General features: G+C 60.2%; 26 protein-coding genes and 3 pseudogenes. 18 read left to right on the top strand and 11 right to left on the bottom strand.

What is annotated here, in order from left to right; genetic code table 11:
• Window positions 1-3: 3 nt before the first annotated feature.
• Both alkB and ada read left to right on the top strand, forming a co-directional pair.
• A complete protein-coding gene (gene alkB, locus KW848_RS29260) occupies window positions 4-669 on the top strand; it encodes a DNA oxidative demethylase AlkB (RefSeq protein WP_218538884.1) in 666 nt (221 codons plus the stop codon).
• An 87-nt stretch (window positions 670-756) separates the two neighbouring features.
• Window positions 757-1,830, top strand: coding sequence for a bifunctional DNA-binding transcriptional regulator/O6-methylguanine-DNA methyltransferase Ada (gene ada / locus KW848_RS29265; protein ID WP_218538929.1), 1,074 nt, complete (start codon window positions 757-759; stop codon window positions 1,828-1,830).
• Here ada and KW848_RS29270 read toward each other — a convergent pair.
• A complete protein-coding gene (locus KW848_RS29270) occupies window positions 1,794-2,282 on the bottom strand; it encodes a GyrI-like domain-containing protein (RefSeq protein WP_218538885.1) in 489 nt (162 codons plus the stop codon). The two genes, ada and KW848_RS29270, sit on opposite strands and share 37 nt — an antisense overlap.
• Window positions 2,283-2,334: 52 nt before the next feature.
• On the bottom strand, window positions 2,335-3,318 hold the full coding sequence (locus KW848_RS29275; RefSeq protein WP_218538886.1) for an MDR family oxidoreductase: 984 nt from the start codon (window positions 3,316-3,318) through the stop codon (window positions 2,335-2,337).
• 189 nt (window positions 3,319-3,507) lie between these two features.
• Between KW848_RS29275 and KW848_RS29280 the strand changes: the two genes are divergently transcribed.
• The 8 genes from KW848_RS29280 (at window position 3,508) to KW848_RS29315 (ending at window position 9,732) form a co-directional block, all read left to right on the top strand.
• Window positions 3,508-4,572 (top strand): nitronate monooxygenase family protein, encoded by a 1,065-nt coding sequence (locus KW848_RS29280; RefSeq protein WP_218538887.1) that lies wholly within the window; start codon window positions 3,508-3,510, stop codon window positions 4,570-4,572.
• Between the two features lie 263 nt (window positions 4,573-4,835).
• The gene (gene modA / locus KW848_RS29285) at window positions 4,836-5,603 is read left to right on the top strand and encodes a molybdate ABC transporter substrate-binding protein (RefSeq protein ID WP_223527027.1); all 768 of its coding nucleotides are present in this window, start codon (window positions 4,836-4,838) and stop codon (window positions 5,601-5,603) included.
• Window positions 5,604-6,284: a molybdate ABC transporter permease subunit gene (gene modB, locus KW848_RS29290; protein ID WP_008153716.1), complete on the top strand. Its 681-nt coding sequence runs from the start codon at window positions 5,604-5,606 to the stop codon at window positions 6,282-6,284.
• Window positions 6,285-6,287: 3 nt separating this feature from the next.
• Complete coding sequence (gene modC / locus KW848_RS29295) at window positions 6,288-7,367, top strand: molybdenum ABC transporter ATP-binding protein (RefSeq protein WP_218538888.1); 1,080 nt, start codon at window positions 6,288-6,290, stop codon at window positions 7,365-7,367.
• 75 nt (window positions 7,368-7,442) lie between these two features.
• Window positions 7,443-8,483 carry a DNA topoisomerase IB gene (locus KW848_RS29300; protein ID WP_218538889.1) on the top strand — a complete coding sequence of 347 codons (1,041 nt, stop codon included), beginning with the start codon at window positions 7,443-7,445 and terminating at the stop codon, window positions 8,481-8,483.
• A gap of 72 nt (window positions 8,484-8,555) precedes the next feature.
• Window positions 8,556-8,777, top strand: coding sequence for a hypothetical protein (locus tag KW848_RS32010; protein ID WP_111450131.1), 222 nt, complete (start codon window positions 8,556-8,558; stop codon window positions 8,775-8,777).
• A 127-nt stretch (window positions 8,778-8,904) separates the two neighbouring features.
• Complete coding sequence (locus tag KW848_RS29310) at window positions 8,905-9,135, top strand: hypothetical protein (protein WP_007946177.1); 231 nt, start codon at window positions 8,905-8,907, stop codon at window positions 9,133-9,135.
• A 312-nt stretch (window positions 9,136-9,447) separates the two neighbouring features.
• Window positions 9,448-9,732, top strand: a complete 285-nt coding sequence (locus KW848_RS29315; protein WP_218538890.1) for a hypothetical protein — start codon at window positions 9,448-9,450, stop codon at window positions 9,730-9,732.
• Here the strand turns inward: KW848_RS29315 and KW848_RS29320 are convergent.
• A pseudogene (locus KW848_RS29320) lies at window positions 9,729-9,950 on the bottom strand (TetR/AcrR family transcriptional regulator); the annotation flags it as partial. The gene KW848_RS29315 and the pseudogene KW848_RS29320 sit on opposite strands and share 4 nt — an antisense overlap.
• A gap of 166 nt (window positions 9,951-10,116) precedes the next feature.
• On the opposite strand from KW848_RS29320, the gene KW848_RS29325 reads away from it, so the two are divergent.
• Complete coding sequence (locus tag KW848_RS29325) at window positions 10,117-10,326, top strand: hypothetical protein (protein ID WP_218538891.1); 210 nt, start codon at window positions 10,117-10,119, stop codon at window positions 10,324-10,326.
• A 136-nt stretch (window positions 10,327-10,462) separates the two neighbouring features.
• Here KW848_RS29325 and KW848_RS29330 read toward each other — a convergent pair whose 3' ends face one another.
• From KW848_RS29330 to KW848_RS29345, 4 genes are read right to left on the bottom strand one after another with little or no spacing between them, the layout of a single operon-like run.
• Window positions 10,463-11,575 (bottom strand): acetoin dehydrogenase dihydrolipoyllysine-residue acetyltransferase subunit, encoded by a 1,113-nt coding sequence (locus KW848_RS29330; RefSeq protein WP_218538892.1) that lies wholly within the window; start codon window positions 11,573-11,575, stop codon window positions 10,463-10,465.
• Window positions 11,572-12,591 carry an alpha-ketoacid dehydrogenase subunit beta gene (locus tag KW848_RS29335; RefSeq protein WP_054597393.1) on the bottom strand — a complete coding sequence of 340 codons (1,020 nt, stop codon included), beginning with the start codon at window positions 12,589-12,591 and terminating at the stop codon, window positions 11,572-11,574. Before KW848_RS29335 ends, KW848_RS29330 begins: the two co-directional genes overlap by 4 nt.
• A gap of 32 nt (window positions 12,592-12,623) precedes the next feature.
• Window positions 12,624-13,601 carry a thiamine pyrophosphate-dependent dehydrogenase E1 component subunit alpha gene (locus tag KW848_RS29340; protein ID WP_218538893.1) on the bottom strand — a complete coding sequence of 326 codons (978 nt, stop codon included), beginning with the start codon at window positions 13,599-13,601 and terminating at the stop codon, window positions 12,624-12,626.
• Window positions 13,602-13,634: 33 nt separating this feature from the next.
• Complete coding sequence (locus KW848_RS29345) at window positions 13,635-14,693, bottom strand: ATP-NAD kinase family protein (RefSeq protein WP_218538894.1); 1,059 nt, start codon at window positions 14,691-14,693, stop codon at window positions 13,635-13,637.
• A gap of 343 nt (window positions 14,694-15,036) precedes the next feature.
• Here KW848_RS29345 and KW848_RS29350 point away from each other — a divergent pair, with 343 nt between their 5' ends.
• Window positions 15,037-16,932 (top strand): sigma-54-dependent Fis family transcriptional regulator, encoded by a 1,896-nt coding sequence (locus tag KW848_RS29350; protein WP_218538895.1) that lies wholly within the window; start codon window positions 15,037-15,039, stop codon window positions 16,930-16,932.
• Window positions 16,933-16,971: 39 nt separating this feature from the next.
• On the opposite strand, the pseudogene KW848_RS29355 reads toward KW848_RS29350, so the two are convergent.
• Window positions 16,972-17,372 (bottom strand): annotated as a pseudogene (locus tag KW848_RS29355) (methyl-accepting chemotaxis protein).
• A gap of 47 nt (window positions 17,373-17,419) precedes the next feature.
• Here KW848_RS29355 and KW848_RS32015 point away from each other — a divergent pair.
• A pseudogene (locus KW848_RS32015) lies at window positions 17,420-17,723 on the top strand (LysR family transcriptional regulator); the annotation flags it as partial.
• A gap of 24 nt (window positions 17,724-17,747) precedes the next feature.
• Here the strand turns inward: KW848_RS32015 and KW848_RS29360 are convergent.
• Window positions 17,748-18,785, bottom strand: a complete 1,038-nt coding sequence (locus KW848_RS29360) for a LacI family DNA-binding transcriptional regulator (protein ID WP_218538896.1) — start codon at window positions 18,783-18,785, stop codon at window positions 17,748-17,750.
• Window positions 18,786-18,997: 212 nt separating this feature from the next.
• Between KW848_RS29360 and KW848_RS29365 the strand changes: the two genes are divergently transcribed.
• Together KW848_RS29365 and KW848_RS29370 are read left to right on the top strand one after the other, a co-directional pair.
• The gene (locus KW848_RS29365; RefSeq protein ID WP_218538897.1) at window positions 18,998-20,329 is read left to right on the top strand and encodes an MFS transporter; all 1,332 of its coding nucleotides are present in this window, start codon (window positions 18,998-19,000) and stop codon (window positions 20,327-20,329) included.
• A gap of 13 nt (window positions 20,330-20,342) precedes the next feature.
• Window positions 20,343-21,698, top strand: coding sequence for an amidase (locus tag KW848_RS29370; protein ID WP_218538898.1), 1,356 nt, complete (start codon window positions 20,343-20,345; stop codon window positions 21,696-21,698).
• On the opposite strand, the gene KW848_RS29375 is transcribed toward KW848_RS29370, so the two are convergent.
• Window positions 21,695-22,603, bottom strand: a complete 909-nt coding sequence (locus tag KW848_RS29375) for a LysR family transcriptional regulator (protein ID WP_218538899.1) — start codon at window positions 22,601-22,603, stop codon at window positions 21,695-21,697. The two genes, KW848_RS29370 and KW848_RS29375, sit on opposite strands and share 4 nt — an antisense overlap.
• Before the next feature lie 191 nt (window positions 22,604-22,794).
• Between KW848_RS29375 and KW848_RS29380 the strand changes: the two genes are divergently transcribed.
• The 3 genes from KW848_RS29380 (at window position 22,795) to KW848_RS29390 (ending at window position 25,195) form a co-directional block, all read left to right on the top strand.
• Window positions 22,795-23,460, top strand: coding sequence for a type 1 glutamine amidotransferase (locus KW848_RS29380; RefSeq protein WP_218538900.1), 666 nt, complete (start codon window positions 22,795-22,797; stop codon window positions 23,458-23,460).
• Between the two features lie 93 nt (window positions 23,461-23,553).
• The gene (locus KW848_RS29385) at window positions 23,554-24,330 is read left to right on the top strand and encodes a hypothetical protein (RefSeq protein ID WP_218538901.1); all 777 of its coding nucleotides are present in this window, start codon (window positions 23,554-23,556) and stop codon (window positions 24,328-24,330) included.
• A gap of 115 nt (window positions 24,331-24,445) precedes the next feature.
• Window positions 24,446-25,195, top strand: coding sequence for an SOS response-associated peptidase family protein (locus KW848_RS29390; protein ID WP_218538902.1), 750 nt, complete (start codon window positions 24,446-24,448; stop codon window positions 25,193-25,195).
• Between the two features lie 1,154 nt (window positions 25,196-26,349).
• On the opposite strand, the gene KW848_RS29395 is transcribed toward KW848_RS29390, so the two are convergent.
• On the bottom strand, window positions 26,350-26,553 hold the full coding sequence (locus KW848_RS29395) for a hypothetical protein (RefSeq protein WP_008153686.1): 204 nt from the start codon (window positions 26,551-26,553) through the stop codon (window positions 26,350-26,352).
• Window positions 26,554-26,634 lie beyond the last annotated feature (81 nt).

Raw genomic sequence — 26,634 nt, forward strand, 5'->3', positions numbered from 1 at the left:
CCCATGAACCCGCTCACCTTCGACTTGTTTGCCGACGCGGAACCCGAGCAGCAACCCAGGCTCGATCATATCGGCGAACAATCCTGCGTCCTCAGAGGCTTTGCCCTGCCCTGGCTGGATCAGTTGCTGCCCGCACTGGACACGGTTCTGGCGGCGGCACCGTTTCGGCAGATGATCACGCCCGGAGGTTTTACCATGTCGGTCGCCTTGAGCAGTTGCGGCGTGCTGGGCTGGACCACCGACCGCAGCGGCTATCGCTATACCCGCGATGATCCGCTGACTGGAAAACCCTGGCCGAAAATGCCCGAGGTGTTTCTCGAACTGGCACAAGCGGCGGCCCGGGAAGCGGGGTTTGCGGATTTCACGCCTGATTCCTGCCTGATCAACCGCTATGTTCCCGGGGCCAAGATGTCGTTGCACCAGGACAAAGACGAAGTTTCCTACGCAGCGCCCATTGTTTCAGTGTCTCTGGGATTGCCGGCAATGTTCCTGTTCGGCGGCTTCGAACGCAGCGATAAAAGCCAACGAGTACCGCTGCTCCATGGCGACATCGTGGTCTGGGGTGGCGTGGATCGCTTGCGTTATCACGGGGTCTTGCCGATCAAGGACGGCCAACACCCGCGACTGGGCGAACAACGGATCAACTTCACCTTTCGTACCGCCGGATAAAGCCTTCGAATTCGACCGCAAGACCCGGGGTGCAGCGACCCCGTCGGCTGGTTAATCTGCATGAAACGGATCAACGGACATGAAGCCATGACAAGCCATTCGACAAAGATTGCCACCGAGAACGATCCTCGCTGGGCCGCCGTTGTCGCGCGTGATCCCCGGGCAGACGGACAGTTTGTATACGCGGTGAAAACCACCGGCATTTACTGCCGCCCCAGCAGCCTGGCGCGTTTGCCGAAACCGCAGAACGTCGAGTTCTTCGACACCGCCGAGCAGGCCCAGGCGGCGGGTTATCGCCCCAGCAAACGCGCCGCGAAGGATCAAAGCGATATCGCCGCGCAACATGCTGCGACCGTGGCGGCCGCTTGTCGCCAGATCGAAACCGCGGAGAATCCGCCTGTCCTGAGCGAACTGGCTGTTGCTGCGGGCCTCAGCAGCTTTCACTTCCATCGGGTGTTCAAAGCGGTGACCGGTCTGACGCCCAAGGGTTACGCTGCGGCCCACCGTTCACGCCGGGTCCGTGAGCGCCTCGCGGACGGAGACTCTGTGACCGACGCGCTGTATGACGCCGGCTTCAACTCCAACAGTCGTTTCTATGAATCCGCCGATCAGCTATTGGGCATGAAACCCGGTGATTACCGTGCGGCCGGTCAGAACAACGACATTCGTTTTGCCGTCGGCCAGTGTTCCCTGGGCGCGATTCTGGTAGCGCAGAGTGAGCGTGGTGTTTGCGCGATCCTGCTGGGCGATGACCCGCACCAACTGGTCTGCGATCTGCAGGACAAGTTTCGGCGTGCCAATCTGATTGGCGCCGACCAAGCGTTCGAGCAACTGATCGCCAAGGTAATTGGTTTTATCGAAGCGCCGGCCCTTGGCCTGGACTTGCCGCTGGACGTTCGCGGCACGGCTTTTCAGGAACGGGTCTGGCAAGCCCTGCGGGAGATTCCCGTCGGCTGCACCGCCAGCTACGCCGATATCGCTCAGCGAATCGGCGCGCCAAAAGCGATGCGCGCCGTGGCTCAAGCCTGCGGCGCGAACAACCTGGCGGTGGCGATTCCGTGCCACCGCGTGGTGCGAAGCGACGGCAACCTGTCGGGCTATCGCTGGGGTGTGGAGCGCAAGCGTCAGTTGCTTGAGCGCGAAAACCCGTCTGAGTCCTGAATGCCGATATAGACCGACACTGAATCCGCGCTGGTATAGACCTCGAAGTCCGTTGCGAACGAGCGGCAAACCTGCGGGTTGTCCTTAAAGTAAGCCCAGATCAGGCCCCACGCCTGAATGACGCAGTCCGGCATCGCTCCTTTGGCGCTGAACACCAGGTAATCGCCTCCTTCCACCTGAATCTGCGCAAAGCCCTCCGAGGGCGCAGTGACCGCCACACCCGCCGTCACATCGAAGCAGCCCGAAGCGTCGGACTCGTAGTTGGAGTAGACGCCGTACATGAAGGAATCCGGCTGTTTGTGGGGGATCTTGTCGAAAATCCCCTCAACGAAGAATTGTTCCCACATCGGACCGATGCGCGCAGTGCCTGGTTGCTGCTCTGCGGCATTGCAAGTGCGCACTTGCAGGCCCGAGACGCTAAAGGGCCGTACTTCACGCTGCTTTACATCCATGGTCAATAGTCCTTGTCTCTGTCATTTGTTTGTTTGAATTATGGTGCAACAGTCAACGATTGACGTCGACCACCACCCGACCACGCAACTGACCAGCGAGCAAACGCGGTGCGGCCTCGATCGTTTCACTCAAACCGATTTCGTGACTGATCAACGGCAGCAAGGCGAAGTCGAGATCCCTGGCCAGACGATTCCACGCCAGTATCCGCTTGGCTTTGGGTTGAGTCACGCTGTTGATCCCGGCCAGGGTCACGCCACGCAAAATGAACGGTGCGACTGAAGCCGGGAAGTCCATGCCTTGCGCCAGGCCACACGCGGCGACAGTGCCGTTGGCCTTGGTGCTGGCACAGGCGTTGGCCAGGGTGTGACTGCCGACCGAGTCGATGACCGCCGCCCAACGCTCCTTGGCCAAGGGCTTGCCCGGTTCGGACAGCGTGGCGCGGTCGATGATTTCGCTGGCGCCCAGTTGCTTGAGGTAATCGTGCTCGGAGGTTCGGCCGGTGGATGCAACCACCCGATAGCCGAGCTTGCTCAGCAGTGCGATGGCGAAACTGCCTACACCGCCATTGGCGCCGGTGACCAACACTTCGCCTTGCTCCGGCGTCACGCCATTATGTTCCAGCGCCAGGATGCTCAGCATCGCCGTGTAACCCGCCGTGCCGATGGCCATCGCTTGCGCCGCAGTGAACTCTTTGGGTAGCGGAATCAACCAGTCGCCATTCAAGCGAGCCTTCTGCGCCAGTCCGCCCCAATGTCCTTCACCAACACCCCAGCCATTGAGTACGACCTGATCACCGACCTTGTAGTCTGGATGCTCACTGGATTCGACAGTGCCTGCCAGATCGATCCCCGGCACCATCGGGAATTTTCGCACCACCGGGCTGCTGCCGGTGATCGCCAGGCCGTCCTTGAAGTTCAGCGTGCTGTATGCCACCCGCACAGTCACATCGCCCTCGGGCAGTTGATCGTCATTGATCTCTTGCAGTGTGGCCCGGTAACCGCTGTCGTCTTTGTCGATCAAAATGCCTTGGAACATTGCTGCCTCCAGATGGAATCACTCAGTTATCGTGCCGTTGAAATAACATATAGCAACATTTCACCGTACTCGACTTTAAGCCAAGAGTGACACACGGAACAAAAACTCGACTGGCCTTATGTCAGGCATAGCTGTTACAAAATCGGTCCTACCGTCCCTGCCCTGTTATGACGTCGGAGAACCCTTCAAATGAGCAAATGGCCAGATACCCGCATTCTTGACCTGCTCGGCATTGAGCTGCCGATCATCCAGGCCCCCATGGCCGGCGCGACCACTTCGGCCATGGTTATCGCAGCCTGCAATACCGGCGGCCTGGGCTCGATGCCCGCCGCCATGTTGAGCATCGATCAGTTACGCGAGGAGCTGAAAACGATTCGTCAACACACTCAGCGCCCGATCAACGTCAACTACTTCTGCCATCAGCCGCCCGCCGCCGATGAGCAGCGCGCTCGAGACTGGAAGAATCTGCTGGAGCCCTACTACCGGGAACTTGGCGTGGACTTCGACGCGCCGACGCCGGTGTCCAATCGAGCACCGTTCGATAACGCGGCCTGCGAAGTGATCGAAGAGTTTCGCCCCGAAGTCGTGAGTTTCCACTTCGGCCTGCCGGAAAAGCCCCTGCTGGATCGCGTGAAAGCCACTGGGGCGAAAGTGCTCTCCTCGGCCACCACGGTCGAAGAGGCCATTTGGCTCGAGCAGCACGGTTGTGACGCAATCATTGCCATGGGGTATGAGGCCGGTGGCCATCGGGGCATGTTTCTCAGTGATGATCTGAGCAGCCAAGTGGGGATCTTTGCGCTGGTGCCGCAGATCGTCGATGCGGTGAAAGTGCCGGTGATTGCTGCCGGCGGGATTGCCGATGCACGAGGCGTCGCAGCGGCTTTCCTGTTGGGGGCTTCGGCGGTGCAAGTGGGCACGGCGTACTTGTTCACGCCAGAGGCCAAGGTCAGTGCGTCTCATCACAAGGCGTTGCGCACGGCCAAGGAAAGTGAAACCGCCGTCACTAACATTTTCACCGGACGCCCGGCGCGCGGCATTCTCAATCGGGTAATGCGCGAACTCGGACCGATGAGCGCCAAAGCACCGGCCTTCCCGCTGGCGGGTGGTGCGCTGATGCCGTTGCGGGCCAAGGGAGAAGCGGACTTCAGCAATCTCTGGGCAGGTCAGGCATTCACCCTGGGCGTTGAAATGACCACGGCTGAACTGACCCGGCGCCTGGCTGAGGAAGGATTGGCTAAATTGACTCGACGCTAGGCGCAAAAACTGTGGCGAGGGGGCTTGTCGGAAAGCCGCATCGCCCCGTTCGGCTGCGAAGCAGTCGCAAAGCTTTTGGGGCCGCTGCGCGACCCAACGGGGCGATGCGGCGTTCCGACAAGCCCCCTCGCCACAAGTAAGCCCCTCGTCACAACTGAACGTCTCTCGCTCTTACAAAGTTCCGTTTGCAGGCATTTCGCTATATATTCCGCTATATAGCGTTTACCCCCTCTCGCTGCACTTGCCTACAACGGAGCCGTTTCATGACCATTCGTGCCTCATGTTTTGCCCCCACCTGCCTGGCAACCCTGATCGCAGGGTTCGCTTTCGGGTCCGCCCAGGCGGATGAAGTCCAGGTTGCCGTCGCCGCCAACTTCACTGCGCCGATTCAAGCGATCGCCGCCGATTTCGAAAAAGACACCGGGCATAAACTGGTCGCAGCTTATGGGGCAACCGGCCAGTTCTACACCCAGATCAAGAACGGCGCACCGTTCGAAGTGCTCCTCTCGGCGGATGACACCACCCCGCAAAAACTCGAAACCGAAGGCGACACCGTCAAAGGCTCGCGTTTCACCTACGCCATCGGCACCCTGGCGCTGTGGTCGGCCAAGGAAGGTTACGTCGATGCCAAGGGCAAAGTGTTGAGCGACAACCAGTATCAGCACCTGTCCATCGCCAACCCGAAAGCCGCGCCTTATGGTCTGGCCGCCACTCAGGTGCTGGCCAGGCTGGGCCTGACCGACAAGGTCAAAACCAAGATCGTTGAAGGCCAGAACATCACCCAGGCCTACCAGTTCGTGTCCACCGGCAACGCCGAACTTGGTTTTGTGGCCTTGTCGCAGATCTACAAAGACGGCAAAGTCACCGGCGGCTCAGCCTGGATCGTTCCAGCCGACATGCACGACCCGATCAAACAAGACGCGGTGATCCTCAACAAGGGCAAGGACAACCCGGCTGCCAAGGCGCTGGTTGACTACCTCAAAGGTCCGAAAGCCGCCGCTGTCATCAAATCCTACGGTTACCAACTCTAAATGACGCTATCGAGTGCTGACTTTTCCGCCATCTGGCTGACCCTGAAACTGGCGTCGCTGACGACAGTCATCCTGCTGGTCATCGGCACTCCGATTGCGTTATGGCTGTCGCGCACCCGCTCATGGTTGCGCGGCCCGGTCGGGGCGATCGTCGCCCTGCCCCTGGTACTGCCGCCAACGGTGATTGGCTTTTATCTGTTGCTGGCGCTTGGCCCTAACGGGTTTGTCGGCCACTTCACCCAATCCCTGGGGCTCGGCACCCTCACGTTCAGTTTTGCAGGGCTGGTGATCGGCTCGGTGCTCTACTCGATGCCGTTCGTGGTCCAGCCACTGCAAAATGCTTTTTCCGCCATCGGCACTCGCCCATTGGAGGTGGCCGCGACCTTGCGCGCCAATCCCTGGGACACGTTTTTCAGCGTGATCCTGCCGCTGGCCCGCCCCGGGTTCATCACTGCGGCTATTCTCGGTTTCGCCCACACCGTGGGTGAATTCGGCGTGGTGCTGATGATCGGCGGCAACATTCCCGATAAAACCCGCGTGGTCTCGGTGCAGATCTACGATCACGTCGAAGCCATGGAATACGCCCAAGCCCATTGGCTGGCCGGGGCGATGCTGGTGTTCTCCTTTATGGTGTTGCTGGCGCTTTACTCCAGCCGTAAAACCAAAGCGGGCTGGAGCTGATCGATGATTCATACGCGTCTGAAACTGAAGTATTCAGGGTTCGCCCTGGAGGTGGATCTGCAATTGCCCGGCCGCGGCGTCACGGCACTTTACGGCCATTCCGGTTCGGGCAAGACCACCTGCCTGCGCTGCATTGCTGGCCTGGAGAAGGCCGAGCAGGGTTTCATTCAAGTCAACGATGAAATCTGGCAGGACAGCGACAAGAAGATTTTCGTGCCGCCACACAAACGTGCGCTGGGTTACGTCTTCCAGGAAGCCAGTCTGTTTCCCCATCTGTCGGTGCTGGCCAATCTGGAGTTCGGCCTCAAGCGCATTCCTCGCCCACAGCGACGGGTCGACATGGCTCAAGCGACCGAACTGCTCGGGATCGGCCATTTGCTGGATCGCCATCCGCAGCACCTTTCCGGCGGAGAACGGCAGCGGGTCGGCATCGCCCGCGCCTTGCTCACCAGCCCGAAACTGTTGCTGATGGACGAGCCGCTGGCGGCATTGGATAGTCAGCGCAAAAACGAAATCCTGCCTTACCTGCAACGACTGCATGATGAGCTGGACATCCCGGTGCTGTACGTCAGCCATTCACAGGATGAAGTTGCGCGGTTGGCTGATCACCTCGTTCTGCTCAGCAATGGCAAGGCGCTGGCCAGCGGCGCTATTGGCGAAACGCTGGCCCGTCTCGACCTGCCCCTGGCGCTGGGCGACGACGCCGGCGTGGTGATCGAGGGGCATGTCAGTGCCTATGACCCCGACTATCAGTTGCTGACCCTGCAACTGCCGAACACGACCCTGAACATTCGCGTGGCTCACTCACCGATGACCCCGGGTCAGGCGCTGCGCTGCAAGGTTCAGGCGCGGGATGTCAGCCTGAGCCTGCAAAGCGTCGAGCAAAGCAGCATCCTCAATCGCCTGCCGGTCACCGTGATCAGTGAGTTGGGCGCCGACAACGCCGCCCACGTGCTGATCCGTCTGGACGCTGGCGGCACGCCGCTGCTGGCGCGGATCACCCGCTACTCCCGGGACCAATTGGGCGTGCACCCCAGCCAGCAACTCTGGGCGCAGATCAAGGCGGTGGCGGTGCTGGCGTAAATCCGCTGGCACCACTGCAACAGCGTGCGGTCAATGGCTGTAACGGCCCCTGATCCACCGCCAAGGACTACCGCCATGCCCGATACCGCGCTGCCCGATGTGCTGCCATCCGACCTGCATTACGTCGATGACACCCAGCCCGGCATCACCCGCAAGAAACTGCGCGGCAAGTTCTGCTACTACGACCCTGCGGGTCAGCGCATCACCGATCAAGACGAGATCAAACGCATCAATGCCCTCGCCGTACCGCCGGCCTACACCGATGTGTGGATTTGCGCCGACCCGTGCGGCCATCTGCAAGCCACCGGTCGTGATGCCCGAGGTCGAAAGCAATACCGTTATCACCCGCGCTGGCGAGAGGTGCGTGATGCCGATAAGTACTCACGTTTGCGGGACTTCGGCCTGGCCTTGCCGAAACTGCGCCAACAGCTTGAAACGCTGTTGGCGGCTCCCGGTTTCAGTCGCGACAAGGTCATGGCCACGGTCATCACCTTGCTTGATGCGACGCTGATTCGGGTCGGCAACACCCAGTACGCTCGGGACAACCGCTCCTACGGTCTGACCACCCTGCGCAACCGTCACGTCGAGGTCAACGGCACCGCGATCCAGTTCCAGTTCCGTGGCAAAAGCGGCGTCGAGCACCAGATCACAGTGAAAGACCGACGCCTGGCGCGGATCATCAAACGTTGCCTGGAAATTCCCGGGCAAAACCTGTTTCAGTACCTGGATGAAAACGGTGAGCGACATACCGTCAGCTCCTCCGACGTCAACGCCTACCTGCAAACGCTCACCGGTGCCGACTTCACCGCAAAGGACTACCGAACCTGGGCCGGCAGCGCGTTGGCGTTGGCGGTGTTACGGGAACTGCAATGGGAGCCCGAGTCGGATGCCAAGCGGCATGTGGTGGAGATGGTCAAGAACGTCGCCAAACAACTGGGCAACACCCCGGCCGTCTGCCGCAAGTGCTACATCCACCCGGCGGTGCTCGATGGTTTTCTTTTGGGTACGTTGGCTGAGCTGCCCAAACCTCGAGCGCGCAAAGGGCTCAGGGCGGAGGAAGTCGGGCTGGCGGTGTTTTTGGAGAAGATGATCGCCACCGTTGAAGCGACGAACTGACCTGTCTATTTTTTGCACGATCGCAAATGGCTTCTATAGTTGTTGTGAACCTGAATTAGCTGCGGTGACGCCATGGAAGACATTTTCGTTGTGAAGCGATGCAACAAGATCATTATCCATGGTCGCCGAGCCGGAGAAACCGATCATCCACCACCTGACGCCGCTGTCTGGTATCGCATCGCCGATACTCGAACCCGCGGCTTCATCGGGGACGGTTTCGATCGTGAAGAAGACGCCCGGCGCGAATGCCGGCAGCTGAATGCCAGGTCGCAAGTGACGGCCCGACAAGGCTGATGCTACGTGCCTTTCACGGGTCTATACTGAAAAACAGCTGAAGGATTAGCGACCCCATCGGCAGACAGCTCGCTCCCCGCGGGCTTTTTGCTGCCAGTTAAAGGTTTCTTGAACGGAGGTGTTTGCCATGTCCGAAAAAGAGTCCATCACCACGTTGCTCACCCTGCTCGACTCCCGTCAGGCTCGCCTGGCAGCGGCATGCAAGGAAATTGCCGACTGGGTCGATCATCAAGGCGGGCACCCGACGGCCCTCAGAATCCGTGATCGTCTGAACGACATCGAGAAGGACACGCCACTGATTCGCAATACGCTGTCGTCGCTCAAACCTGTCGACCCGCCCCTGCCGCGGTTCAGATGATTCGATCTGGATATCCTCAAGGACACGGCCTGATTCAGGACGCATGAACGGCGACCTTATCGTCACCGGGTGCGTCCTTGCGTGAGCGCTTCCTGCTGCATCCCCAACCCGGCCTGGCGCTGGGCTTTTTTATGTCTGCGCAGCCTGTTTCACGCTGTGTTCACAACTCACGCCCTACAGTGACCGGACTCCTTTGAAGAATCCCCCTGGCCCGCCCGCATGCGGGCCTTTTTTTTGTCCGCATTGCACAGATAACGAACGTTCACCGCACGCTGGAGGTCAAACAATCACACGTCACGAAGGAGGCGTCTGATGGTTACTCACTTCAAAGTCGGCGGGCATCTGGCCTGCGGTCACAAAGGCAGCAAACTCGTTTCAACCAGCGAACTGACCCGGGTGAAATGCAGAAGCTGTCGCAACACCGACGCGTTCAAGGATGCGCGCAAAGAACAGCGCAACGCTGCACGCCGCGCCGCACGCAAAGCCAAAGTTACGCATACCGCCAATGACTGGCGCGCGGCCTGGGTCGAACGGCTCACCGCCATGGAAGGACGGCAACGATTGCCTCGTGGTTTCACCGGTCAGCCTTTCGTTTAGCTGACAGCATCGGCGGCGGAATCGAGTTCACTCGATCCGGCCGCTGGCGCCATGATTTCCAGCAACGACATGCGTTTGAAGGCCTCGACCCGCAACGCATCGCTGTCGGGGAATACCCGCAGCATCGCGTCGGCCAACAACCCGCCCGCAATACGACTCTCCTGCAGTTCCAACGCCATGAGCTGTTTGTCCGCCTGCATCCCGGACCAGGTCGGCCGGCGCGGGACTTTTCCGACTGTGTTCGGCGCACGGCTGCTACGGGCGCCTGGGAAAATGAGGGATGAAATCGAAGCAGCTTGGCGGCAAGCAGATTTCTCGACTAGGGTTCTATCGAATCGAAATGGCGCCAGCTGCGTTGGCGCGCCTTGATCAAGGAGGAGACCGATGACACCTATTCGTATTGCTGAGAAAACCTATCGCACTTGGTCCAGCCCAATCTTGCTTGAACTCAAAGAAAGAGAGCATCAGCTCGATCCGGCAGCCCGCAAGGCCCTTCAAAATGTCTTGGTCGAGAGAAGGCTTGTCGATACCGGCAACCCTTCTGGCGAAGATCGACGCAGCGCTAATCCAAGGGCTGGCGGCCCGGGTCAATAACTGCCACTGGCTAAAACAGCAAGCCAGTAACAAACAAGGGTTTGCATCAGCCTTAGCTTGCAAACCCTTGATTTAATAGTATTTCTTACGCAAGAATCGACCTGACGCTCCGCGAGAGACCACCAGGAGGGGGGCGTCAGTGCTGTTGCACAAAGTCCAGAATCAATCGATTGACCTGCTCGGCCGCTTCCATCTGCACCATGTGCGCCTGACCTGGCAGAACCTCGACCTGGGCCTTCAGCCCGACGCTATGGTTCACCGGAATAATCGCGTCGTCACTGCCCCAGATCAGCAACACCGGCTGCTGGCCTTCTTGCACCACATGGCGCAGATCCAGCTGCTGCCGGCCCTCGGTAAACAGGCCCGAAACCAGCATCCTCAATGCCGCGTCCACGCCTTCCAGGCGCTTGTACTTCAGCATGTCTTCGAGCATCTGCCGGTTGACCAGCTCGGGGTTGGAGAACAGTTGCACCAACTGTGGCTTGAGGGCATTGCGGTTGGTAGCCTCGACAAAGCCTTGCAGGTAATCGCCGTTGATGTCCTCGCCCAGACCGGCGCTGCCGATCAAGGTCAGGGAACGTACCCGCTGCGGAGCCAGACGCGCAGTGTTCAGCGACACCGCGCCGCCCATGGAGTGCCCCACCAGATGCGCTGCGGGAATGTCCAGGTAATCGAGTAATGCCAGCACTACGCCGCTCAGCTCATCCAGGTCTCCGCGCGCCAGTTGTTTGGTCGACTCGCCATGGCCCGGCAGGTCCAGCGCAATCACCCGGTGGCCGGCGGCTAATGCTTCGTGATTGAACATCCAGTTGTTCAGGTCACCGCCAAAGCCATGTACCAGTACCAACGGCACCCCACCTTCGCCGCGCTCGAAGTAACGGATCAACCGTCCGTCCAGCTCGACCTTTTGCGGTTTCGGCCCGCTGTCTTCCTCGGCACCGTCACCGGGCACGAACGCGGCCTGAAACTGCTCGACCACCGCATCGATTTCCGCCTCGCTGGCTTCGCCGTCGACCACGATGCCGAGCAACGCACCCACCGCCAGGGTTTCATCCTGGCGGGCGATCTGCCGACGAAGTACCCCGGAAAACGGTGCCTCGACACTGCTGGAAATTTTGTCGGTTTCGACATCCAGCACTTCGTCGCCCTTGGCGATAGCCTGGCCCTCCTCCTTGAGCCAGACATCGACCCGGCCCTCGGTCATGGACAGGCCCCACTTGGGCATAGTCAGGGTATGGATCTGGCTCATGAACGCTTGCTCCACTCAATCAGCTTGAGCACGGCGCTTTCGATCTTCGCCGCGTCGGGAATGTAGAGGTCCTCCAGGGCATCAGAGAACGGCACCGGCGTGTGCGGCGCAGTCACCATCTCGATCGGCGCCTTGAGCGAGGCGAAAGCTTTTTGCGCCACCAGGGCCGAGATGTCAGTGGCCATGGAACAGCGCGGGTTGGCTTCGTCGATCACCACCAGGCGCCCGGTCTTTTCCACGCTTTCGAGAATGCTGTCTTCGTCCAATGGGCTGGTGGTGCGCAGGTCGATCACCTCGCAGTCGATGCCGCGCGCGGCCAGATTGCGGGCGGCGTCCATCGCAGTGTTGACGGTGCGGCCATAGGAGACCAGCGTCACGTCCTTGCCATCACGCAGGAAGTTGGCTTCGCCGAAAGGGATGGTATAGAGCTCTTCCGGTACTTCACCCTGCATGCTGTAGAGCATTTTGTGTTCACAGAAGATCACCGGGTCATTGTCGCGGATGGCCTGGATCAGCAGACCTTTGGCGTCATAAGGCGACGACGGGCAAACCACTTTCAGCCCTGGAATGTGGGTCCACAAGGAGGTCAGCATCTGCGAGTGCTGGGCGGCGGCCCGCAACCCGGCGCCGACCATCGTGCGGATCACCAGTGGCGTGGAGGCCTTGCCACCGAACATGTAGCGAAACTTGGCCGCCTGATTGAGGATCTGGTCCAGGCAGCAACCGGCGAAGTCGACGAACATCAACTCACACACCGGGCGTACGCCACAGGTCGCGGCGCCCACTGCGGCACCGACATAGCCCAACTCCGACAATGGCGTGTCCAGCACTCGCCCAGGGAATTGATGATAGAGGCCCTTGGTCACACCCAGAACCCCGCCCCAGGCGTCGTTTTCACCGGGGGCACCGGCACCGCCGGCGACGTCCTCACCCATGATGAACACGCTGGGGTCGCGGCGCATTTCCTGGGCCAGTGCTTCGTTGATTGCCTGCTGATAACTGATTTTTCTCGCCATGATGAAGGTCTCGATTCTTGTTATAGGGGCGTTCAGGGATAGGAAACGTAGACGTCAGAGAGCAGATCGGCCGCGCTCGGTTTGGGGTCGGACTTGGCCTTGCGCACGGCGTTCTCGATCAGCAGGTCGACCTCGCTGTCGATCTGGTCCAACTGGCTGGCCTGCAGCCGCCCGGCGCGGAGAGTGCGCTCGCGAAACTGCATCAAGCAGTCGTTGTGCTCGCGGAAATGCTTGACCTCGTCCGGCGCCCGATAGGTCTGGGCGTCGCCCTCAAAGTGACCGTAATAACGAGTCAGCTTGACCTCGATCAGGGACGGGCCCTCCCCGGCCCGGGCTCGCTCCACGGCGGCACCGGCGGCTTCGTGAACGGCAAAGAAGTCGAAGCCGTCCACCGTGACCCCGGGCATGCCGAAACCGGCAGCGCGGTCGGCGATGTGATCGCAGGCCACCGACCAGTTGGAGGCCGTGGCTTCGGCGTAACCATTGTTCTCGGCAATGAACAGGCACGGCAGATTCCACACTGAGGCCATGTTCATCGCTTCGAACACCGCCCCTTCGTTGGAGCCGCCGTCACCGAAAAACACCACCGCAACGCTGTCAGTCCCCTTGAGTTTGGCGGCCAGGGCCGCGCCTACGATCAGCGGCGCACCGGCCCCCACAATGCCGTTGGCACCGAGCATGCCCTTCTCGAAATCGGCGATGTGCATGGAGCCACCCTTACCTTGGCAGACCCCGGTTTTCTTGCCGTAAATCTCGGCCATCATCCCGTACACATCGACACCTTTGGCGATGCAGTGGCCGTGACCACGGTGGTTGGAGGCAATGCAATCGTCATCACCCAAGTGGGCCATGACGCCGGCGGCTGAAGCTTCTTCACCGGCATACAGATGGACGAAACCGGGAATCTCGCCGGTGGCGAATTCCACGTGCAGGCGCTCTTCAAAGACGCGGATGGTGCGCATCACCTGATAGGCATGCAGCAATTGATCAGCGGTCAGCTGTGTCGACATTTTTATTCTCCAGGGTGTCTTGAGGCTCAAGTTTCAAGGTGCAAGGTTCAAAGGGTGTTGCGGGTGTTCACGGCCGATGGCCAGAAGTCGTTGTTGCGCGGCATAGGCCAGGGTCGCGTTGACGTCGATGCTCAGCGGACCACCGGCATCGAGGGTGACCGTGGGCCGGTCATGGGCGTTGAATTCGATCTCGCGCTCGCCATCCAGAGCCAGGGTGCCGCTGGCCAGGCACAAACCATGAGCGACGCCGGGTTCAAGGCTTGCGGCAGCGAGTACGCCGCAGCCTTGCAACAGGCCGGGAGCCAAAGGCACCAGCAGTGCTTCTGGAGATTGCGCATCGAGGCGCATCCAGGCCCCGCCCGGAGCCTGACGTGACACGGGAAACCACAAGCCGCAAAGGGCCGAGATGCCAATGGACTGCGGTTCAGCGAAAGTCACAAACACCTCGGCCAGATCGGCTCCGCGACTGATGGCCCGGGCGCCGACGAAGGGCAGCGAGGACACCGCCACGTCCACCAGGGCCATCTCGCACAGGCCACGACTCGGCTCGCGCACCAGCAAGCGTTTGTTGCGGCGCAAGGCGATCTCGGGCGGGATCCGCCCACTGACAAACAGCCCGCCGGCCAACCCGGCGCTAGTGGCTTCACGCAGTTCCGGGAAGGCGTTGTTGGTGCCGGTGGACAGGGTCAGCAGCGGAATGTCGCCGACTTCGGCGGCCACCGCCTTGTGAGTACCGTCGCCGCCCAGCACCGCGATCAGGGCAACGCCGCGTTCGGCCATCCAGCGCGCCGCGTGACGGGTGTCCTCGACACTTTGGCGAAGGGTCAGGTCGAGGAACTCAAGGGCCGGCCAGTGACTGCTGCGAGCCTGACGACCGTGGCTGTTTTTCAGCACGGCGGCGGCGATGCCGGTCATGTCGGTGGGCATCAGCACCCGCTCGATGCCGGTGGCGCCAAACGCAGCCAGCAAGCGCTGGATCACCGAGACCTTGTCGGTGCTGGAAAACAGCCCGGCGTTGGCGGTCAGGCGCCGCACGTCCCGACCGGATGCCGGGTTGGCGATGATGCCGACAGTCAGCGGCGCACGACTCATGTCGCCACCACGGGCAGAACAGGGAAAGGGGCTGGGCAGGACATCGGGCACCTCTTTTTATTTTTGGGTTGCCAGTCGGGCTGGTTGCCAGAGCTAGAGCAAGGCCGGTGCCAGATCTGCAAAAACACCTGCAAAACCCCGTCGTAGAGCGCTCCAGCGAGAACCTGAGGGTGCTCGGAATCAAGCCCGAATGAGACGCGTCATGTCAGGCTGCACGAGGTGGCGGCGAGACCGTGAGACGTTGCGTCTCACCACCAGCCGTGAGTGACCTGACGCTTGTCCGGGGCCAATGAACGGCGCTTAATAGCCGCACAACTAAAAGAAGATAGAACCGGAGGCCTTAATGCTTTCCGCACACTCGAAGGCGCATGTGGATTGCGTCAGCCGTGTTTTGAAAAATGCCGAACACCTGCCGCAGTTGCCTGTGCCGGGCTTGATACTCGACTCCTGGCGCCGCTCCATGGAGCAACACCATCTGGACCCTGGCTCATTGCAAGGGCCACGGATCCTTTCGCAGAACGTGTTGCAGGAGTGCCGCGAGCGCTCCGAGTTGTTCCTGCGCATTGCCAGCGAAGAAGTCGCCCGCCTCCACGGTCGCGTGCGTGACGCTAACTACTGCGTGCTGCTCACCGATGCCCAGGGTCAGACCATCGACTATCGCGTGGAAACCTCCATCCGCAATGACTGCCGTAAAGCCGGTCTGTACTTGGGCACCTGCTGGTCAGAAGGCGAAGAAGGCACCTGTGGCGTGGCTGCGGTGCTGACAGCGAGAACACCGATCACGGTGCACAAACGCGATCACTTTCGCGCCGCGTTCATCGGCCTTACCTGCTCGGCCGCGCCGGTCTTCGACCCGCGCGGCGAATTGCTCGGAGTGCTCGACGTGTCCGCGGTGAGTTCCCCGGACGACCGCCGTTCCCAACATTTAATCCGGCAGATGGTGGTGCAGAGCGCACGGGAAATCGAACAGGCGTTTTTCATGAACAGTGCCCAGGGTTACTGGGTGCTGCGCGCCCACAACAGCCCGGGCTATGTCGACAGCCAACCCGATTACTTGCTCGCCTGGGATGATGACGGCCGTTTGCAGGCACTCAACCCAGCGGCGCGGCAATTGCTGCTGCAAAGCTTTGGCCAACTGCCGGAACACATCGGCCAGGTGTTCGATCAGCAGTTGTTGCATCGGGCCAGCGACGAATCGCTCTGCGTGCTTCACGGCCAAGGTGGTCACCCTGCGCTGCACGGGCGCCTCCGCGGGCCACGTCGGGTGAAACGCAACCCATCGCGCCCGGTATTGACACCCGCCGAGCTCGATCCGCGACTGGAAGAAAGCCTGCGCCTTGCAGTGCGGGTCAAAGACCGCAACCTGCCGGTGCTGATCCAGGGCGAGACCGGCTCCGGCAAAGAAGTCTTCGCCCGTCAGTTACATCAGGCCAGCCAGCGCCGTGAGCGTCCGTTCGTTGCAGTGAACTGCGCGGCGATCCCGGAGAACCTGATCGAAAGCGAATTATTTGGCTATGTCGCCGGTGCCTTCACGGGCGCCTCGAGCAAGGGCATGCAAGGTCTGCTGGAGCAAGCCGACGGCGGCACGCTGTTTCTCGATGAAATCGGCGACATGCCCCTGCCCTTGCAAACCCGCCTGCTGCGGGTTCTGGCCGAAGGTGAAGTGGCGCCACTGGGCGCTTCACGGCGCAAAGCGATCGACCTTCAGGTCATCTGCGCAAGTCACCGCGATCTGGAAGCACTGGTCGCTGCGGGCGAGTTTCGCGAGGACCTGTACTTTCGTTTGAGTGGAGCCCGCTTCCAGTTACCGCCGCTACGCGAACGCAGTGACCGCCTGGCGCTGATCAACCGGATTCTCGATGAGGAATCGACGCTTTGCGCAGAATCCATGCAACTGGGAGGCGCGGCGCTGGAATGCCTGCTTGGCTACCGCTGGCCAGGTAACGTTCGCCAGTTACGCCACGTGCTGCGTTATGCCTGCGCGGTGTGCGATACAAACCTGATTCAGGTCAGCCATTTGCCCGAACAACTGCAAGGCCACCGGCTTAATGGCCCAAGCGCCGGCGCCACCGTTGATTGCTGCGCGAGCCCGGAACGCCAGACACTGCTCGATGCCCTGGTGCGTCACCGCTGGAAACCCACCGCCGCCGCCAAGGCTTTGGGCATTTCCCGGGCAACTCTGTATCGCCGGGTGCATCAGCACGGCATTGACATGCCTGGTAGAAGCCAGGCGGAATGACCATGGACCGGTGGCCGACGTGAAGCCGTCCTCAGGACCTTAAAGCTTGAACTGCGCTACCAGGGCATTGAAGGAGACGGCCAGCCGCGACAGTTCCTGGCTCGAAGCGCTGGTCTGGTTGGCATCCGCAGCGGTCTGGGTCGAGAGGTCCTGGATGTTCAGCAAGTTACGGTCCACCTCACGGGCGACCTGGGCCAGTTCCTGGGTGTTGGTGGCCAGCGACAGGCTCTTGCCCATGGCAGTGACGGCCCCATTAGCGCCCGATTGCACGGTACTGATCATGCCTTCGATTTCTACGGTCGAGGCTTGGGTGCGGTGGGCGAGCGCGTGCACTTCATCGGCCACCACCGCAAACCCACGCCCCTGTTCGCCAGCACGGGGGCTTCGATGGCAGCGTTGAGCGCCAACAGGTTGGTCTGTTCGGCAATGCTGCGGATCACGTCCAGTACCTTGCTGACGTCTCGAATGTGCCCGGCCAGTTCGGTCGCCGTCTCAGTCGACTCCTACGTCCATTGAACGTTTGACGGCACTTACCGACAGTATGGACGGGGCCGCTTTGCTCATCCTGTCGGGCCAACACTTGGGTTTTCTGCCGCAGTTTTACGGTGCCAAGCATGAAGCATTAGGGCAGTTGCACTCACTTAACCCTGAGCAGTTGCGCTATGAGGTTGTCTTTCATGCAGCGGTTCGACACTCGACTCGCCAGAGTGAGCTGGTGAGCTGGTGAGCTGGTGAGCAGCTTCTTGACAGAGTTGATCGACATTTTTGGGGCGAAATCGGTCAGCGCCTGACCACTTGATTTGACTAACTCCGACTCAATTATCGCGGCGCAACAGCGAGGAACTCGCCCGCACCTGCAACTGCGGCGCAAGGATGATCGACTCTGCGGCCTCTCCCTTGATGCGTTTGAGCAGCAACTCCACCGCATGCCGCCCCATCTGTGCCATCTGCAGGCGCACGCTGGTCAGTGGAACGATGAGTTCATTGGCTAGCGGGATGTCGTTGAAGCCGACGACGGCAATGTCCTTGCCCGGCTGCAACCCTTTGTCGCGGGCGGCGCCCATCAGGCCAATGGCAAGGAAGTCGTTGACCGCGAAAAACGCCTGAGGGCGTGGGTTGAGCCCCAGCAGATACTCGCCTTGTCGGTGTCCGGTGTGGCTGTCAAAAGGACCATTGAGGATCCACTCCGGGCGCAGGGCGACGCCTTGTTCACGGTAATAGCGGATGAATCCGCGGGTACGATCAGCCCCGGTGGACGCATGCCGTTCACCCGCCAGGATCGCCACATCGCGACAACCCAGCTGATACAAATGTTCGGCCGCCAACCAGCCGCCCAATTCGTCGTCGCTGGCCGCCGAGAGGTGCCCTGCAATCTGCCGGCTGACCAGCACGTAGGGAATGTGCTTGCGTGCGAGCAGATCGAGTAAGGGCTGGTTTTCACCCACGTGCGAGTCGCCCACGATCAGCCCGGCCACTGAGCGGCGCAAGGCGTGCTCGGCACGTGCCAGTTGGCGCGGCTGCAGGTCGTCGGTATTGGAGACGAACGTGAGGTAGCCGGCCTCCTCCGCCGCGCTGTCGATGCTGTCATAAATGGTCGCCATCACCAGGTCGGTGAGGCGTGGCATGAGTACGCAGATCTCCTGGCTTTTGCGCAATTTCAGGTTGGATGCCTGCGTGTTCGGCCGATAATCCAGCTCCTTGGCCAGCGCACGAATACGCTCCACCACCTCAGCCGACGCCGCTCGCTCGACCCCGGTCGGGTCGCCATTGAGCACCCGCGACACCGTGGAGACGTGCAACCCGAGTGCAGTCGCCATGGACTTCAGGGTGGCGGGACGAGATTGATTCGGCATGTTTGAGAGTCTTCCAACCGTGCATTATTCAGCGCGCGATTCTACCTCAATCAGGCCTCCTTCCCGGAAAAAAAACCTTTACCCAAACGATTGACTAAAGCTATTCCTGTATCTACATTTCGGCAACCCAAACGTTTGGGTAACACAATAAAAATACGCCGGACGCGGCCGACTTTTTGACTTCTGCCATCATTTTGAAGAGTCAGATCCCTATGAAGAGCGCAGCTATTCCGTCTTTCCGCTACCAGATTTTCTTCCTGATCATGCTGATGGCACTGCTCAACTACATTGACCGCGGCGCGATTGCCTATGCCTCGGCGAGCATTCTCCCGGAGTACGGTTTCGACAAGGCCGACTGGGGCAAGGTCCTGGGTTATTTCGGTTACGGCTACATCCTCGGGGCGTTGACGGGCGGCATCCTGGCCGACCACTTTGGCGCCAAGCGCATCTGGCTGATTGCGGGTGCCACCTGGTCGATTTTCGAGATCGCCACCGCGTTTGCCGGTGACCTCGGGCTGGCATTCATGGGAGGCTCGGCCATGGCCGGTTTCGCCACTATCCGCGTGCTGTTCGGCTTTGCCGAAGGCCCGGCCTACTCGGTGATCAACAAGAGCGTGGCCAACTGGGCCACGCCCAAGGAGCGCGGCTTCGTAGTCTCGGTTGGACTGCTCAGCACACCACTGGGCGCGCTGCTCACCGCCCCGGTAGCGGTAGGTCTGCAAACCCTGACTGGCGGCTGGCGCAGCATGTTCGTGGTGCTGGGCGTGGTCAGTCTGGCGCTGCTGATTTTCTTCATGACGCGCTTCACCAACACCCCCGATGAGAACCCGCGAGTGTCCAAGGCCGAACTCGATTTCCTGCGACGGGAACGCGCCTCTGCAGCCAATGCTTCAACCCCGACCACCAGCGTTGCGCCGGTATGGCATTTCTTCAAGAACAAGGATCTGTTACTCAATGCGGTCGGTTACTTCTCGTTCGTGTACGTGACGTTCCTGCTGCTGACCTGGACCCCCAAATACCTGCAGGACGAGTTCCACTACAACCTGTCGTCGCTGTGGTACATGGGCATGATTCCGTGGACCGGCGCCTGCTTCACCGTGCTACTGGGCGGCAAGATCTCCGACCTGCTTTTGCGCCGCACCGGCAACCTGAAGGTGGCACGCAGCTGGCTGGCCGCGACCTGCCTGCTGTTGACCACGCTCTGTTTCATACTGGTATCGCAGGCCCAGACCGTATGGGGTGTGATTGCCCTGATGACCCTGGCCAACGCCCTCAACGCGCTGCCCAACTCGGTTTACTGGGCCGTGGTGATCGACACCGCGCCGTCCAACCGGGTCGGTGCCTACAGCGGCATGACCCATTTCATCGCCAACACCGCTTCGTTCATCGCGCCAATGCTGACCGGCTACCTGACCGTGCGCTATGGCTACTCGTCGATGTTCGTGGCAGCGGCGGTAGCCACTGCACTGGGCATGAGCGCGATGCTGATGGTGCGTCCCGGCAGTCGGCAATCCAGCCCTTCCCCTTTATCCGCAGCAGTTTGATGGAGTTGTTTGTATGAGCCTGGCGGAACCTACTCACGTTGGATCTTTTTTTGGTCAATCAGTCATCGCGCTGGCCGAGCGCCTGCGCACGGGCAGCCTGACGAGCGTCGAGCTGACCCAAGCAGCCCTGGACAGCATCGAGCGCCTGAATCCGACCTTGAACGCCTTCGTTCATGTCGATGCACCCGTGGCGCTGGCCCAGGCGCGCAAGGCCGACGAGCTGTTCGCCCAGGGCCTGGACCTGGGCCCGCTGCACGGCATACCGGTGGCGATCAAAGACAATATTGACACGTTCGACTATGTCACCACCTACGGCTCTGCTCATTTCGCAGGCTTCAAGCCGAGCCGCGATGCGCTGTGCGTGCAACGTCTACGCGAGGCCGGTGCGGTGATTGTCGGCAAGACCTTGACCCACGAATTCGCCTACGGCCCGACCGGCGACCGCTCGCTGCAAGGCGCGGCACGTAACCCCTGGGATGCCAGTTGCATCACTGGCGGCTCCAGCGCTGGCAGCGCCGCTGCGGTGGCCAGCGGCATGGTGCCGCTGGCGCTGGGCACCGACACCGGCGGATCGATCCGTATTCCGGCGGCGTTGTGCGGAGTGGTCGGCTTCAAGCCATCGTTTGCCAGTGTGCCGCTGGAAGGGGTGTTCCCGCTGGCGTCGAGCCTCGACCATGTGGGCCCGATCGCCAACCACGTCGAGGATGCACGACTACTGTTCGAAGTGGTGGCTGGGCGAGCTTGTGCGCCGGAGGCCACCCCTCGACCGTTGCGGGTTGGCTGGATCACCACCGGCAGCTTCGGCCCGGTCGACGCCGAGCTGGATCGACAGGCATACCAGGCGGCGCAGCAGCTGTTTGGCGAGGCGCTAAAGGATACTGCTGAACTGGAACCACTGGCGGCCGGAATGAAAGACACCTTGCTGGTGCTGCAACGCGCCGAGGCCTTCGATGTGCATGCCGAGCGCATGCAGGATGCACCGCACACGTTCGAGCAGGAGGTGCGCGAGCGCCTCGAATTGTCGCGTGAAGTCAGGGGCTGGCAATACATCCGCGCACAAGCCAGCCAAGCACGGTTCAAGGTGGCGATGGCTCGCTTGTTCGAGTGCTATGACTTTCTTGTCTCGCCCAGCGTGCCGATTACCGCGCCAGCGGTCGATGCGCGCGAGGTCCGGGTTGGTGAGCAGGACATCGATGTGCGCGCCGCGTTGCTCAGCCATACCAGTGCCTGGAATCTCACCGGGCTGCCTGCGATCAGCCTGCCGGTGGGGCTGGTAAGGGGGATGCCGGTGGGGCTGCAGGTGATTGGCGCCGCGGGAGAGGATGATCGTTTGTTGCGGGTGATGGCGCAGCGATTCGTACGGGACTAGGTACCCGCCTCGGACTTCATAGCCTCAACCACATAATTGAGCCAACCGCTGGCGGTGCCGGGGCGATAAACCAGCACCACCTGTTGGGTGCAGGAGAACGGGTTGTCAGTCAGATCGAGTCGCAACAGCTGAAGTTCGGCCAGCGCATAGTCCGGTAGGTAAGCCAGAGCCAAACCCGCACGCACAAGGCCGTCGACCAAAAGAAGGTCATCGCTGCGGTAGCGGATGATGCGCGGTTGCTGATCGTCACGCCAACCGTCGGTGGCCGGCCCACCTTGCAGTCCGCGAAACGGCGGCTGTGCAGGTACCACGAAGGGGTATTTCAGAACCTCGGTCACCGTGGCGCGCGGGCCGCTGGCTGAGAGGGCGAGCGGATGGTTTGCGCCGACAGCCACTTCAAAGCGGGTTAGTCCGATGTTCAGTGCACGATGGCGCGGGTCGAGCGCCCCTAGGGCTGCCGTGGTTACCAGTGCCAGATCCGCCTCACCGCGGGCCAAGGCACTGAGCGCTTCGTCTTCCTTCTCGTTGCCGAAAGCCACTTGAGCGCCGGGAAAACGTTCGCCGATCAAACTGGCTATCCGCCGCCCCCAATTCAGCTGCAACAGCGCCGGCCCGGAGATCCGGCAGTGGAAACTACCGCGAGTCCCTAGAAACTCACTGCGCATCTGGTCGGCACTGGCCATCAGCGCCGCAGCCCGATCAAGCAAGCGCGCGCCGTCGGCATTCAAGCGCAGATTGCGCCCTTGGCGGTCGAACAGCGTGGTCTGCAAGGCTTGCTCCAGTCTCTTCAGCCCCTTGGACAGAGCACTCGGGCTCAAGTGCAGTTCCCAAGCGGCATCGGACAGATTTTGGTGGCGCGCAAGGGCCAGGAATTGGCGCAGGGTCGCTAGATCGAATGTTTCCATTTACTCAATGATTGATGAATATTCGTGGATTGAAAAGCAAGTTTGATCGCGGAGAATAGCGAACGTTTTTCGCCTCGGCAAGGAGAGGCGATGCTGGGTTTGATACGCATAATCCACTTTGTCCCGACCTGCGGTAAGGAGTTTTCCATGCACGCTTTGGAGTTCGTATTGGCTATTTTCGGGGACGCCGCATGAAGAAGATCGCTTGCATTCAGCACCTGGCAGAAGAAGGCCCTGGCGCCCTGGCCGAATGGGCTCTGCGTCGTGATGTCGCCATCGAACTGTTTCGCGGTGACCTAGGGCAGTTGCCGACGCACGAAGACTACGATGCCTACGTGTTGTTGGGAGGCCCCTTCAATGTGGTAGGGGCGGATTGCCCACCTTGGCTGGAGCAGGAAAAGGTCTGGCTTGGCAGCTTGCTGCGCAAGGCTAAGCCGGTGCTCGGTATCTGCCTGGGCGGGCAACTGCTCGCTGATCGGCTTGGCGCGCAGGTTGCCCCCATCGACCACCCTGAGGGGGGATGGTGCGAGGTAGAGTTCATTGGGGATGGTGAGGATGGCGGGCAAAACATGCAGGTGCTGCAGTGGCACGAACGCGGTTTTGCGCTGCCGGTTGGGGCCAGGCATCTGGCCAGGGGATCAGACTGGGAGAACCAGGCTTACTCTGTCAGCGATGGGATGATTGGACTGCAGTTTCACCCGGAATGGACGCCGCAAATTGTGAATGCACTCAACCGCCGTTTTGCTGCCGAGTCGCCACTGCCTATGCCCTCAATTTCGGATGAAGCCTATTACGCCCGTATGCATCAGTGGTTCTTCGGATTACTCGATCGTTGGTCGACGTCATGGTCGAAGTGAGGGAGACACCACTGAGTCGATGAAAACATTGTCGCTCTCAGGGGCTTTTTAAAGGCGTCTGCCCAAACGCGACGCGTAACACAGGGAGTATCAATGCATCAGGTTGCACAATGTTATCTTGGCGTATGGAAGCGGCGTTTGATCCAGCACCGCTCGGGGCTTTCGGACAGCGAAACGGTCGTGCATTGGCTACAGACACCGCGACTGTTTGCCGACCTGCGAATCCCCCCCTACCCGCTCCCAAGTCTGGCGCTCGAAGAACTCAGCCACTCTCAACATCGGGCGTTGTGTGAACAGAAAGGTTTTGCCGGGGTAACCCAGATAGACGCCGACATTTGCCAATGGCATCGCAAAATGGATTATCAGCCGGCTAGTGGCGCTGAAGACATTGGCCGCATGCACTTTGAAACCAGTGAGCGCCTGATCGAAACCGCTCTGGACGAAAGTTACTACGAAATATGGGAACGCTTGCCTGACTCCCTCGGCGCTTGTCGTGGCCAATGGTTGCAAGCGATGGATGAGCCATCGCGTCAGGGCTGTCTGTTATTGGCCGGGGACTATTTTCTGTTCGCCGCCAGCCGTCCCACACCACTGACACCGGGCATTCATTTGCGCGAAACGTTCAGCCTATCCGATAGCTCAATAAACCTTGCTTCCCTGTTCGCCTGCGAACTGTCTTTTGGCCGGCATCACGCCGGGGAAACCCCATGGAAAATCGAGTGCTCAACGCTCCCCGCCAAAACTGGCCAATGCCTGCTGCCAGCATCGGTGGACCCGTTTGCCGCGGATATTTTCGCCAATGAAGCCGTCATGTCTTCACTTGGCACATTCATTCCAGCTGGCGGTTGGCGCTGTGCGCCTGATCCGTGATCCGTGAGACGTGAGACGTGAGACGTGAAGATTGCCCGACTTGCGCAGGCTGAGGGTTTGTAACGAAGGCGGCGGCCACTGGTCTACCCTGAATGTACAGCCGGAGGGTTCAACCATGTGCGGACGCCTTTCACAGTACCGGGGAATTCACGACTTCGTCGCGGCGCTCAGCATTCCCAACGCACTGATCAACTATGCCGGCGACAAGCCTTTCGAGCACTATAACGCCGCACCGACTACGCAACTGGCCCTCTTTCACCAAGAAGGTCAGTTTCTGCGGGCCGATATGGTTCGCTGGGGCTGGCGCCCACACTGGGCCAAAGATCGCATCGCACCGATCAATGCTCGAGTTGAGAAAGTAGCCCATGGCCCATTCTTTAAAGCGATCTGGCCCCACCGGGCGATCATCGCCATCGACAACTGGTTTGAGTGGGTTTATGAAGGCGGACCAAAGAAACAGCCCTACCTGATTCGCCACCGTGACCAGACGCCAATCCTGTGTGCCGCAATCGGTCAGTACCCCGTCGCCGAGCATGAACCGAGCGAGCATGACGGCTTCGTTATCATCACCGCAGACAGCGCCGGCGGTATGGTGGACATTCATGACCGCCGCCCGGTGACGCTGTCTCCCGAGCTCGCTCGCGAATGGCTGGTCCCCGCCATGCCGAAGGAGCGCGCCGAGGAAATTGTGCTGTTCCAGGGCGAGCCCACCGAGGCGTTTGAGTGGTACCCAGTGAACCGAGCTGTAGGCAATGTTCGAAATCAAGGCCCCGAACTGATCGAGCCCATTGGAGAAATTACCGGCGGAGATGAGAACGGTAACGGGGGATCAGCTTCAGCACGTCACCAGCGCTCCGAGACTTAGGGCACAGATTCAATCTCGTGCCACCCTGTAAGCGTTGATGATCAGGATGCGCGGGATATCCGTGCTTGTACTTGAGGGTTGCCAGAGCATTGTGCCCGGAACGAAGCCGGTAACCGCCATCTCTGCGAGTGTTGCGTCTAGAAGATGCGGTAACGGATCCGGCTCTAGTGGCATGCCCACGTCAACGCCTACAGATGCCGACGAAATGACTTACAGGCATCAGAGAATGATCCGGGTCATAAATCATATTTTTGACAGCTTATTCAAGACAAAAAAACCGCCTCAGCCGAAACTGAAACGGGCTTTTCCCCACATTAACGACCGTTACTTCAGGTCGTCAAAGTGGTCTCGCAGGAACTCGTAAAAGCGAAACGCTTTCAACAATCTCCATACGAGGCTCAGCGTACGCAGCAAAAGCTTCATACGTTTTGGCCTCCAGGTTGGCGGCCAAACCTCCAGTGTACTTACCGGATCACGCGTGCCTTCGGACATACACGCTAATGTTGTCCGTGAGGCGGCCGGTTGAGCCCCCCCCCCAAACCATCATTCCGGCACGGGTGCAAAACCGTGTCAGAGGGCGTGAAACTGTTATGACACCGGCCAAACCTCACAGCCGCACCAGCATGTGAGCGCCGGCATATTAACCTAGAAACTCAAGCGCTATGGCTGATCTTTAACGTTCCAAGGCAAAGGGATGACGTTTTCTTAAAACGTTATTTCTGTCAGGTTCAAGCTAACGCGTTGAGCACCAAAATTCGCTACCGATACCTTCAGATGACGGAAATCAACCAAAGCAAAATAACGTTGCACGGATAAGCAAAGCTTAATATTATGCGCCCACGCTAGTGTTGTCCGTGAGCTGCACCAAGCCTCAGCCGCAACCTGAGGCTTACAAAAGAACCGCCCCGCAAAGGCGGTTTTTTTTCGCCTGTCGTTTGGGTCTTGATCATGTGCGTCGCGCTTCGGACACTGCTGGCACATCCCGGTGCAGTGGGACAATCAACAGGACATCCATCAGCGGTTGCTGCGAAATCTGTCGCCGCCGGCTTCGATACCGCCGCACCGAAAAGGTGTCGCGCTCGCTCCGCACCCAGAGCCTGCGCACGCTGGCAAAAGACCCTGGCGAGCCCGAAGACGAAATCGTCGATCCGACTTCAGTTACTGCGACTTAGCTGCAAATTTTGAGTAGTGCACTCTGCGGTGCTAACAGTACCCATGAATGCGTTCATCTTCACCGCACACTTCTCGATGTTCAGGCCGTTGCGACCATCGCTGGAAATGTTGGTGACGTAGGGTCCTGCGGTGGTACAGCCAGCCAAGACAGCCAGAAGGCTAAGCGCGGTAATTTTCAGCTTCATATAAATCCTTTTTGATTAGCGGCCATGGCCATGTGATGGCCGAGAATCTTATAGCAACCAGCCACTATAGATACCCCCACC

The sequence above is a fragment of the Pseudomonas sp. PDM25 genome (assembly GCF_019219045.1).
Classification (GTDB): Bacteria; Pseudomonadota; Gammaproteobacteria; order Pseudomonadales; family Pseudomonadaceae; genus Aquipseudomonas.

Excerpts from the sequence above, each read along its gene's own strand:
- KW848_RS29350 (WP_218538895.1), top strand. The coding sequence starts at position 15,037 with ATGCTTTCCGCACACTCGAAGGCGCATGTGGATTGCGTCAGCCGTGTT.
- KW848_RS29270 (WP_218538885.1), bottom strand. The coding sequence starts at position 2,282 with ATGGATGTAAAGCAGCGTGAAGTACGGCCCTTTAGCGTCTCGGGCCTG.
- KW848_RS29300 (WP_218538889.1), top strand. The coding sequence starts at position 7,443 with ATGCCCGATACCGCGCTGCCCGATGTGCTGCCATCCGACCTGCATTAC.
- KW848_RS29365 (WP_218538897.1), top strand. The coding sequence starts at position 18,998 with ATGAAGAGCGCAGCTATTCCGTCTTTCCGCTACCAGATTTTCTTCCTG.
- KW848_RS29310 (WP_007946177.1), top strand. The coding sequence starts at position 8,905 with ATGTCCGAAAAAGAGTCCATCACCACGTTGCTCACCCTGCTCGACTCC.
- KW848_RS29340 (WP_218538893.1), bottom strand. The coding sequence starts at position 13,601 with ATGTCGACACAGCTGACCGCTGATCAATTGCTGCATGCCTATCAGGTG.
- KW848_RS29315 (WP_218538890.1), top strand. The coding sequence starts at position 9,448 with ATGGTTACTCACTTCAAAGTCGGCGGGCATCTGGCCTGCGGTCACAAA.
- KW848_RS29390 (WP_218538902.1), top strand. The coding sequence starts at position 24,446 with ATGTGCGGACGCCTTTCACAGTACCGGGGAATTCACGACTTCGTCGCG.
- KW848_RS29280 (WP_218538887.1), top strand. The coding sequence starts at position 3,508 with ATGAGCAAATGGCCAGATACCCGCATTCTTGACCTGCTCGGCATTGAG.
- modA (WP_223527027.1), top strand. The coding sequence starts at position 4,836 with ATGACCATTCGTGCCTCATGTTTTGCCCCCACCTGCCTGGCAACCCTG.
- ada (WP_218538929.1), top strand. The coding sequence starts at position 757 with ATGACAAGCCATTCGACAAAGATTGCCACCGAGAACGATCCTCGCTGG.
- KW848_RS29375 (WP_218538899.1), bottom strand. The coding sequence starts at position 22,603 with ATGGAAACATTCGATCTAGCGACCCTGCGCCAATTCCTGGCCCTTGCG.
- modC (WP_218538888.1), top strand. The coding sequence starts at position 6,288 with ATGATTCATACGCGTCTGAAACTGAAGTATTCAGGGTTCGCCCTGGAG.
- KW848_RS29385 (WP_218538901.1), top strand. The coding sequence starts at position 23,554 with ATGCATCAGGTTGCACAATGTTATCTTGGCGTATGGAAGCGGCGTTTG.
- KW848_RS29345 (WP_218538894.1), bottom strand. The coding sequence starts at position 14,693 with ATGAGTCGTGCGCCGCTGACTGTCGGCATCATCGCCAACCCGGCATCC.
- KW848_RS29330 (WP_218538892.1), bottom strand. The coding sequence starts at position 11,575 with ATGAGCCAGATCCATACCCTGACTATGCCCAAGTGGGGCCTGTCCATG.
- alkB (WP_218538884.1), top strand. The coding sequence starts at position 4 with ATGAACCCGCTCACCTTCGACTTGTTTGCCGACGCGGAACCCGAGCAG.
- modB (WP_008153716.1), top strand. The coding sequence starts at position 5,604 with ATGACGCTATCGAGTGCTGACTTTTCCGCCATCTGGCTGACCCTGAAA.
- KW848_RS29335 (WP_054597393.1), bottom strand. The coding sequence starts at position 12,591 with ATGGCGAGAAAAATCAGTTATCAGCAGGCAATCAACGAAGCACTGGCC.
- KW848_RS29325 (WP_218538891.1), top strand. The coding sequence starts at position 10,117 with ATGACACCTATTCGTATTGCTGAGAAAACCTATCGCACTTGGTCCAGC.
- KW848_RS29380 (WP_218538900.1), top strand. The coding sequence starts at position 22,795 with ATGAAGAAGATCGCTTGCATTCAGCACCTGGCAGAAGAAGGCCCTGGC.
- KW848_RS32010 (WP_111450131.1), top strand. The coding sequence starts at position 8,556 with ATGGAAGACATTTTCGTTGTGAAGCGATGCAACAAGATCATTATCCAT.
- KW848_RS29370 (WP_218538898.1), top strand. The coding sequence starts at position 20,343 with ATGAGCCTGGCGGAACCTACTCACGTTGGATCTTTTTTTGGTCAATCA.
- KW848_RS29395 (WP_008153686.1), bottom strand. The coding sequence starts at position 26,553 with ATGAAGCTGAAAATTACCGCGCTTAGCCTTCTGGCTGTCTTGGCTGGC.
- KW848_RS29275 (WP_218538886.1), bottom strand. The coding sequence starts at position 3,318 with ATGTTCCAAGGCATTTTGATCGACAAAGACGACAGCGGTTACCGGGCC.
- KW848_RS29360 (WP_218538896.1), bottom strand. The coding sequence starts at position 18,785 with ATGCCGAATCAATCTCGTCCCGCCACCCTGAAGTCCATGGCGACTGCA.